The 8,662-nt window shown below is 67.0% G+C and carries 9 protein-coding genes and 1 pseudogene; 8 read left to right on the forward strand and 2 right to left on the reverse strand.

Translation table 11 applies throughout. The features are described 5' to 3' along the window. The first annotated feature begins 91 nt into the window (after positions 1 to 91). The 4 genes from KHO22_RS16060 to KHO22_RS16075 all read left to right on the forward strand — a co-directional run bounded on the left by KHO22_RS16060 (position 92) and on the right by KHO22_RS16075 (position 2,682). On the forward strand, positions 92 to 487 hold the full coding sequence (locus KHO22_RS16060; protein WP_211948142.1) for a PilZ domain-containing protein: 396 nt from the start codon (positions 92 to 94) through the stop codon (positions 485 to 487). Between the two features lie 242 nt (positions 488 to 729). Next, complete coding sequence (locus KHO22_RS16065; RefSeq protein ID WP_211948143.1) at positions 730 to 1,524, forward strand: TatD family hydrolase; 795 nt, start codon at positions 730 to 732, stop codon at positions 1,522 to 1,524. Beyond that, complete coding sequence (locus KHO22_RS16070) at positions 1,517 to 2,263, forward strand: ankyrin repeat domain-containing protein (protein WP_211948144.1); 747 nt, start codon at positions 1,517 to 1,519, stop codon at positions 2,261 to 2,263. The genes KHO22_RS16065 and KHO22_RS16070 overlap by 8 nt, the downstream gene beginning before the upstream one ends. Before the next feature lie 29 nt (positions 2,264 to 2,292). Further along, entirely contained in the window at positions 2,293 to 2,682 is a 390-nt protein-coding gene (locus KHO22_RS16075) for a YkvA family protein (protein WP_211948145.1), read from the forward strand. A 12-nt stretch (positions 2,683 to 2,694) separates the two neighbouring features. Here the strand turns inward: KHO22_RS16075 and egtB are convergent, their stop codons facing one another. Next, positions 2,695 to 3,984, reverse strand: coding sequence for an ergothioneine biosynthesis protein EgtB (egtB, locus tag KHO22_RS16080; RefSeq protein WP_211948146.1), 1,290 nt, complete (start codon positions 3,982 to 3,984; stop codon positions 2,695 to 2,697). Positions 3,985 to 4,138: 154 nt separating this feature from the next. Next, positions 4,139 to 4,759 (reverse strand): FMN-dependent NADH-azoreductase, encoded by a 621-nt coding sequence (locus KHO22_RS16085; RefSeq protein ID WP_211948147.1) that lies wholly within the window; start codon positions 4,757 to 4,759, stop codon positions 4,139 to 4,141. 151 nt (positions 4,760 to 4,910) lie between these two features. Here KHO22_RS16085 and KHO22_RS16090 point away from each other — a divergent pair, with 151 nt between their 5' ends. From KHO22_RS16090 to KHO22_RS16105, 4 genes and pseudogenes are all read left to right on the forward strand, one after another. Next, a complete protein-coding gene (locus KHO22_RS16090; protein WP_211948148.1) occupies positions 4,911 to 5,858 on the forward strand; it encodes a LysR substrate-binding domain-containing protein in 948 nt (315 codons plus the stop codon). 181 nt (positions 5,859 to 6,039) lie between these two features. Then, complete coding sequence (locus KHO22_RS16095) at positions 6,040 to 6,453, forward strand: DoxX family protein (RefSeq protein ID WP_211948149.1); 414 nt, start codon at positions 6,040 to 6,042, stop codon at positions 6,451 to 6,453. 68 nt (positions 6,454 to 6,521) lie between these two features. Next, positions 6,522 to 7,055, forward strand: coding sequence for a DUF4136 domain-containing protein (locus KHO22_RS16100; RefSeq protein WP_211948157.1), 534 nt, complete (start codon positions 6,522 to 6,524; stop codon positions 7,053 to 7,055). 152 nt (positions 7,056 to 7,207) lie between these two features. Then, positions 7,208 to 8,662: pseudogene (locus KHO22_RS16105) on the forward strand (cell division protein FtsK); the annotation flags it as partial.

Genomic DNA, 8,662 nt, shown 5'->3' on the forward strand with positions numbered 1-8,662 from the left:
CAACCGCAACAGGCAGGGCCCGGCAACAGCCGGGAGGCAGGTCCAGAACACTTAAAAAACAGAACCGTAGTCGGTCAGAAAGGGGTCAGTCATGAGTACAGATGTCGCAACCATACCGGCGCGGGCGGCCGGAGCCACGGACGGCGCCCCATCGCGGCCGAACGTGTTGTCCTTGTCGATCAAGGACCAGGCCGGGCTCTACACCGCCTACATGCCGTTCCTGGCCCGCGGCGGCATCTTTGTGCCGTCGAACCGGCCGTTCCGGCTGGGCGAGCAGGTGTTCCTGGTCCTGTCGCTGCTGGACCGGCCGCAGAAGTACCAGGTTGCCGGCCATGTTGCCTGGATCACGCCGCCAGGCACGCCGATGAAGACGCCGGGTGTGGGCGTGCATTTCCCCGATGACGACAATGGCCGCAACCTGCGGCGCGCCGTGGAGGAAATCCTTGGCAAGCAGCTGGAATCCGGGCGGCCGACCCAGACTTTATGAGGTTTGCGAAGATGGCTTCGTAACAGATTGAATTTGATGGATTTTTGTTGATTGTTACCGTAAGCCGATGATGCCGGCGGCATGCCCGGCACCGTCGCTTTCCCCAACAGCACGTTCGCGTCGCGCGTGGTGACGGCTGATACGGCGCGGTTGTTCGTAGCGTCCCGCCAGGCAAGCCGGTTTCCGGTCCGATTTCCGGTCCGATTTCCGGACGCCTGGGCCGCAGTACCGAGGTTCTCCCCATGTTTGTAGATTCACACTGCCATATCGATTTTCCCGACCTGGCCGCCCGTCTGCCCGAGCTGCTCGACAATATGCGCGCCAACCAGGTGTCGCACGCGCTCTGCATCTCGGTGACGCTGGAAGACTTTCCGCGCGTGCTGGCGCTGGCCGAGCAGCATCCGAACCTGTACGCCTCGGTGGGCGTTCACCCGGACTACGAAGAGGGCGAGGAGCCCACGCTGGAGCGTTTGCTGGAGCTCTCCGCGCACCCGCGCGTGGTCGGCACCGGCGAAACGGGCCTGGACTACTACCGCCTGAACGGCCGCAGCATCGCCGACATGGAGTGGCAGCGCGAGCGCTTCCGCACGCATATCCGCGCCGCACGCCAGACGGGAAAGCCGCTGATCATCCATACCCGTTCGTCCGCGGACGACACACTGCGCGTGATGCGCGAGGAAAATGCGCGCGAGGCCGGTGGCGTGATGCATTGCTTCACGGAAACCTGGGACGTCGCGAAACAGGCGCTGGACGAGGGCTTCCACATTTCGTTTTCGGGGATCGTCACCTTCAAGAGTGCGGCGGACCTGCAGGAAACCGCCCGCAAGGTGCCGCTGGACCGCATGCTGATCGAGACCGATTCGCCCTACCTGGCTCCCGTGCCGTACCGCGGCAAGACCAACGAGCCGGCCTGGGTGCGCCATGTGGGCGAGTTCATCGCCAATCTGCGCGGCATTCCGGTGGAACAGCTCGCTGCGCAGACCACCGACAATTTCTTCAAGCTTTTCAAGCACATCGACAGGGAAGCTCATGTTTGACATGAAATCTATCCGCGGGCTGTCCGGCGCCGTGCTGCTCGGATGCGCGGCGCTGGCCTGGGCCGCGCCGGCCGACGACATGCGCAAGGCCGTGGAATTCGACGACGCACGCACCGTGCAGAAGCTGCTGGCCCGCGGCATCGATCCCAATATCGTCGACCGCCGTGGCGAACCGGTGCTGGTGGTGGCACTGCGGGAAAAATCGCTGAAAGCCGCCACGGCGCTGATCAAGGCCAATGACATCGACTTCGACAAGGCCAACCCCGCCGGCGAAACCCCGCTGATGATCGCCGCGCTGCAGGGCGAACTCGACATGGTCAAGCTGATGGTCGATGACATGGAAGCCGAGGTCAACAAGACCGGCTGGACGCCGCTGCACTATGCGTCCACCACCGGCCGCAACGATGTCGTCAAGTACCTGGTCGACCACGCCGCCTACATCGACGCCGAAAGCCCGAATGGCACCACGCCGCTGATGATGGCCGCGCGTGGCGGCCACATCGAGACCGTCAAGCTGCTGCTCGACGAAGGCGCGGACATGCGCCTGAAGAACCAGCAGGGCATGACGGTGATCGATTTTGCCGAGCGCTACAGCCAGGCAGAAATCGCCAATGGCCTGAAGTCGCGCTGGCAGAAGCTGTACCCGCAGCTGCCGATCGTCGCCGCGCCGCCGCTGAAGGCGCCCGTGGCGCAGCCCGGCGGCCAGCCGATGAAGGCCGCGCCCGCCAGCGGCAAATAATGTCCCCGGGCGGTACGCGGGCAGAGGCGATGCCTTTGAGCCAGCGCCTGCGGCAGTGGGCGCGCAGCCTGAAGTCCAGCCTCGTGATGCTGTGGTTCTGCAGCCGCCATCCGGACACGCCGCTGGCCGCGCGGCTGCTGGCGGTGCTGGTGGTGGCCTATGCGTTCAGCCCGATCGACCTGATCCCGGATTTCATCCCGGTGCTTGGCTATGTCGATGATGTCCTGCTGGTCCCGCTTGGCATCTGGCTGGCATTGCGGCTGGTGCCCGCCGCCGTCAAGGCGGATTGCCGCGCGCAGGCCGACGCGTGGCAGGCGTCGAAGCGCGCGCGCCCGCGTAACCTGTGGGCGGCCGCGGCGATCGTGGTGGTGTGGGCGCTGCTGGCGTGGCTCGGCTGGCGCTGGTGGTCGGGCCGCTGAATGTGTCCCGGCTCAGTCGTCGTCCGCCAGGCGCACGCCGGTGAACTGCCAGCGCTGGTGCGGATAGAAGAAATTCCGATAGCTGGGCCGGATATGCGATTCGGGCGTCAGGCAGGATCCGCCGCGCAGCACCATCTGGCTGCTCATGAACTTGCCGTTGTATTCGCCCACTGCACCGGCGCTCGGGTGGAATCCCGGATAGGGCAGGAAGGCGCTGCCGGTCCATTCCCAGACATCGCCAAACATCTGGCGCAGCGCGCCCGAGGTGTTCTGGCGGTCAGGCAGCGGCTGCAGCACGCGGCCCTCGATGAAATTCCCCGTAGCCGGCAGGTTGCGTGCCGCGTGTTCCCATTCCGCTTCGGTCGGCAAGCGCCGCTCGGCCCAGCGGGCAAAGGCATCCGCCTCGAAGAAGCTGATATGCGTGACGGGGCTTTCCGGGTCGACCGGATGCATGCCGCGCAGCGTCATCTGCCACCAGGTGCCTTCGCGTTCCTCCCAGTACAGCGGGGCCTGGATGCCTTGTTCGCAGACCCAGCGCCAGCCATCAGACAGCCATAGCCCGGCGATCTGGTAGCCGCCGTCGTCGATGAATTCGAACCACTGGTGGTTGCTGACCGGGTGTGAGCACAAGGTGTAGGGCTGCAGGAACACCTTGTGGCGCGGCCCTTCGCAGTCAAAGGCAAAGTCTTCGCCGCGATGGCCGATCTCGACCACGCCGCCGTCGAAACGAACCCAGTCCGGGGCCGGGCGCGGGTCGGCGATCACCGGTTCCAGCAGTTCCGGCGCGAACGCGGGCCGCAACGGATTCTGCGCGAACAGGTGCAGGATATCGGTCAGCAACAGTTCCTGGTGCTGCTGCTCATGGTGCAGGCCGAGCGTGATCAGGGCCGCTTCGGCGTCGGTCTGGGCGGCGCCGAGCAGCGTCAGCATCGACTCGTCCACCGCCTCGCGGTAGGCCAGGATCTCGTCCAGCGACGGCCGCGTGAGCAAGCCGCGGCGCGGGCGCGGATGGCGCGGGCCGACCGACTCGTAGTAGGAATTGAACAAGAAGCGGTAGTCGGGATCGACCGGCTCGTAGTCCGGCACGCGCGCGGCCAGCACGAATTCCTCGAAGAACCACGTGGTGTGGGCCAGGTGCCATTTGGCCGGGCTGGCATCCTCCATCGACTGCACCGTGGCGTCGGCGTCCGACAGGTCCGCGACGATCGCTTCGGTCGCGGACCGGATGTGCCGGTACTGCGCCAGCAAGGCGGGTTCGTGCGGCGGGTGGATGGCGGCGGCTGGCAACAGGGCTGAAGTCATGCAGGCTCCCGGGATCGGTCGATGACTGGGCGAAGGAAGCGGCTGGCCGTTGCAGGCTGGCCAGTGACGTCGCCAATGGCACGCGGGGCGCCGTAGCGCCCCGCATCCATCATAGACCCGATCCGCCGCCGGGGCGAGCCGGTGCCGCCGCGGCTCAGGCCGCCAGGCGGGCGCCGTCGTTCAGCGCGGCGATCTCCGTGCGGGCGCCGCTCAGGCTGGCTTCGCGAGCCTCGGGACCCATGGCCAGGCCGTGGGCGCGCACGTAGGTGATATCGGTGATGCCCAGGAAGCGGAGCACCACGTCTACGGTCTTCTCGTGCAGGTCCAGCTCACTGGCGTCCTGGCGCACGCCGCCGCGCGACGACACGACGATCACGCGCTTGCCGCCGGCCAGGCCGACCGGGCCGGTCTCGGTGTACTTGAAGGTGCGGCCGGCCTGGGCGATGCGGTCGATCCAGGCCTTGAGCTGGCTCGGGATGCTGAAGTTGTACTGCGGCACGCCCACCACCAGCACGTCCGCGGCCAGGAATTCGGCCAGCCAGGTTTCGGTGCGCTGCAGTTCGGCTTCCTGCACGGCGTTCAGGCCGTCCTTCGGGCCGCCCAGCACGGGCAGCAGGTTGCCGGACAGGTGCGCCGGGGCGTCCTGGTCCAGATCACGCACGGTCACCTTGGCGCCGGGGTTGGCGGCGACCAGGTCGGCCACCACGCTGGCGGTCAGGTTGCGGGAAACGGAATTGCCACCAAGAACGCTCGAATCAATCTGCAGGATGTTCATGTCTTTCTCCACGAAGGTGCGGTTGCGATGGAAGAAAGATAGCGGCTGGCCATTGGTATCGGTAGTGAGGCAAAATGCAAATAATTGTTCTATTCATGCAACGAACCGCCCGGCCCCTGATGGGTGCGTCGTTGCGCAGGCGGAGGCCTTCATGCAGGACTTGAACGATCTGTCACTGTTTGCTCAGGTGGTCGAGCATGGCAGCTTCTCGGCTGCCAGCCGTGCCACCGGGATTCCCAAGTCACGCCTGAGCCGGCGCATCGCGCAGCTGGAACGCGACCTGGGTGTGCAACTGTTGCGCCGGACGACGCGCCAGGTACGCGTGACGCCGCTGGGCGAATCCTTTTTCGAGCGTTGCCGCGCCATGCTGGATGAGGCCGAGGCCGCGCGTGAAGTGATCGAGCAGGCGCGCGACCAGCCGGGCGGCACGCTGCGCGTGAGCTGCCCGGTGGCGATTGCGCAGATCCTGCTGGCGCCGGCGATCGGCCATTACATGCGCGCCAACCCGGCCGTACGCATCGAACTGGAGGCCACGAACCGGCGCGTGGACGTGATCGGCGAAGGCTATGACCTGGCGCTGCGCGTGCGCGAGATCCTGGAGGATTCCAGCCTGGCCGTGCGCACCTTCGGCGAAAGCCAGCTCATGCTGGTGGCCAGCCCCGGCCTGCTCGACAGCATCGGCCGGCCGCGCACGCCGCAGGCGCTCGATGGCATGCCCGGCGTCGGCCAGAAGCCGCACGACGGCAAGCATGTCTGGATCCTGGGCTGCAAGAGCGGCGAGACCATCCAGATTGCCTATGATCCGCGCCTGGTGACCGACGAGTTCGCGCTGCTGCGCGAGGCGGCGATCGCCGGCATCGGCGTGGCCATGCTGCCGCGCATGTACTGTCGCGATGCGATCGACAGTGGCGAGCTGGAGCTGTTGCTGCCCCAGTGGGAAATGCCGGTGGGCACGCTGCACGCGGTGTTCCCGTCGCGCAAGGGCGTGACGCCGGCGGTGCGGCGCTTCCTGGATTTCCTCAGCGAGATCCTGCCCGAAAACGCGCGCAAGGTCGGCATGCACGAAGCCAGGCCGCCGGCGATGCATCGCGTGACCTGACGGCGCCGCCGCGGAACGCCTGCGCCGGTCCTGCGCCCGGTCCTGCGCCTTTACCTTCACGCCGCGGCGCACTAAGGTACATGGGCGAGCCCCGTGCGTGCGTGCGAAGTCGCTTGGCCGTGCCAACGCCGGCACGCCTCCCGGGAGCTCCGACTGTTCTCAACCGGCAAGGAGGATGGCCATGAGCGGCTCTCAGGGTTCGCAGGACTTAGGCAAGGCGGTGTTGCGCATTGTGTTGGGGGCGCTGATCCTGCTGCACGGCATTGCCAAGCTGAAGGGCGGCGTGGGCTTTGTCGAGCAGACCGCGACGCAGGCCGGGTTGCCCGCGTGGACCGCTTACGGCGTCTATATCGGCGAAGTCGTCGCGCCCGTGCTGCTGATCATCGGCCTTTGGACCCGTGCGGCGGCGCTGATCATTGTCGTGAACATGCTGTTCGCGATCGCGCTGGTGCACACCAAGCAGCTCGGCATGCTCAATGAAACCGGTGGCTGGCAGCTCGAACTGCAGGGCATGTACCTGGCGGCCGGGCTGACGCTGATGCTGATCGGCGGGGGCAGGCTCGGCGTCGGTGGTGCCGGCGGCAAGTGGAACTAGTCGCCGCGGCCAGTTCCCGGAGACGTGTCGTGGATACTCCCGGAAGCAGGACGGCAACGGCCGTTGCCATGGCGTCGGTGCTGCTGGCGGCCTGCGCCAGCGCGCCCGATATCAAGACCGACTACAACCGCAGCGTGAATTTCGACGCCTACCGCAGCTTTGGCTTCGTGAAGAATCCGGGCACGGACCGGCAGGGCTACGAAAGCCTGACGACGCAGTACCTGAAGGGCGCCGTGCAGCGCGAGATGACCTCGCGTGGCTACCAGTACAACGCGCAGTCGCCCGACCTGCTGGTCAACTTCAATGCGAGCACGCAGGAGAAGGTGCAGGTCACCCCCGCGCCGCCGCCGATGATGGGCTACTACGGCTATCGCGGCGGGCTCTATGCGCCGTGGCCCGGCTATGGCTTCTATAACGACGTTTATACCTATACCGAGGGCACGCTGAACATCGACCTCGTCGATCGCAAGGAGATGAAGCTGGTCTGGGAAGGCGTCGCCGTGGGCAGCGTGGACACGAGGAGCCAGTCTGATATCCAGCAGCGCATCGACAAGGTGGTGGGGCAGATCTTCGCCAGGTACCCGTTCCGCGCCAGCCAGTAGGGCAGGGCGCTTTGTTGCCCTTTGTTGCCGCTTTGTTGTCGCTTTGTTGTCATCAAGCAGCGCTTACGAAATCTTGCGCTTTATTGCGCGGCCCGAGGGCATGGCCGGCCTGCTTAAACGCTACAATCGCTGCCCGTAGTTTTGAACGTGGCATGGCGATCATGGGTTTTGGCTGGTTCGGATTTTCGACTCTCTGGCTGGTGCCGCTGGTGTGGCGGCTCTTCAGTGGCCTGCTTGCGGGCGAACGGCGCCTGTCCGGCCCCGGTTCGCTGCGGGTCTGGCTCGGTACGCTGATCGTGCTCAGCGCGAGCGCCACGCTGGAGGCGCTGACCGGCGGCGAAGGCGGGAGCGCGGGCGGCTCGGCAGGGCGCGCGCTCGGTGCGATGGTCGGGAATCTGTTCGGCTGGACTGCCGCCTTGCTGCTGATGCTGGGCGTGCTCGCCTTGGCTGCGCCGATGGTATTTGGCGAAACGTGGCGCAGCCTGTTCCTGCTGCGCAAGCCGCGTAGCGCGCCGCGTGCCGAAGACGAGCCCGCGGAATCCGTGCCGACCCAGCCGATGCGGGAACCGGAGCGCAGGGAAGCCGCCACCCACAGCGGCGCCGCGTCCGGTAGCTGGAACGCGCCATCGGGGCGCCACCGTAGTTTCGAAGCCATTTCCGCCCGTCGCCAGCCGGCCTGGCAGCCGCCGCCGCGCACGCGCGAGTCGCCGCCGCAGCCGGGCGAGCTTTGGTTGCATCAGGCCGAATCGCCTGGCGCGGTAAAGCCGCCATCGCGTCCGGCCGCGCCGCCCGTTGCCGAGCCGACGGCCCCGCGTGCCGCGCAGGCTGCGCAGCCGCGTCGCCCGATCAGCCTGCAGGCCGCTGCCGCGGCGGCTGCAACCTCGACACCGGCTGCTGCATCCCGCCCCGCCACTCCCGCACGTGCCAGGGTGGCTGGCAGCCCGCCCCGCCAGCCGCAGCCCATCGTCCGCTCGACCATTACGACCTTGCCCGAGGCATCGGCGGTCGCGGTCCCCGCAAGGGCTGCGGCAACAGTTGTCCCGGCAAAGCAAGCCATGGCGCCGGCTGCGCTGGCATCCGCAGCGGTGCCCGCAGCAACCGTGGTCACTGCATCGCCTGCCGAGGCTATCGCCGCACTGGCCGAAACGGCGACCGAGGTTGCCGTTGCCGTTGCCGTTGGCGTGGCCGAGGCCGAGGCCGAACCCGCCGTGGCCGAAATGACGCTGTCAACGGACGTGGCGAGCCACCAGGCTGCCAACGCCAGCGCGGAAGCCGCCGACCCGGACGGGTTTGACGCGGACGAAGCGACGCTCGAAGCCATCCGGCAGGAAGCCCTGCAATTGCTGGCCGAGTTGCAAGTGCTGTCGCGCAAGGCAGTCACCCCCGCGCTCACTGGTGACGGACAGGCACCTGCCGCGCCGGCGGTGGAAACGCCTGAGCCGGAAGTGACAAATCCCCGGGAACCTTCCCCGCGCACCGATCTCGCCGTTGAAGCCGAAGCCGAAGCCGAAGCCGAAGCCGAAGCCGAAGCCGAAGCCGAAGCCGAAGCCGAAGCCGAAGCCGAAGCCGAAGCCGAAGCCGAAGCCGAAGCCGAAGCCGAAGCCGAA

Source organism: Cupriavidus yeoncheonensis, assembly GCF_905397275.1.
GTDB classification, from domain to species: domain Bacteria; phylum Pseudomonadota; class Gammaproteobacteria; order Burkholderiales; family Burkholderiaceae; genus Cupriavidus; species Cupriavidus yeoncheonensis.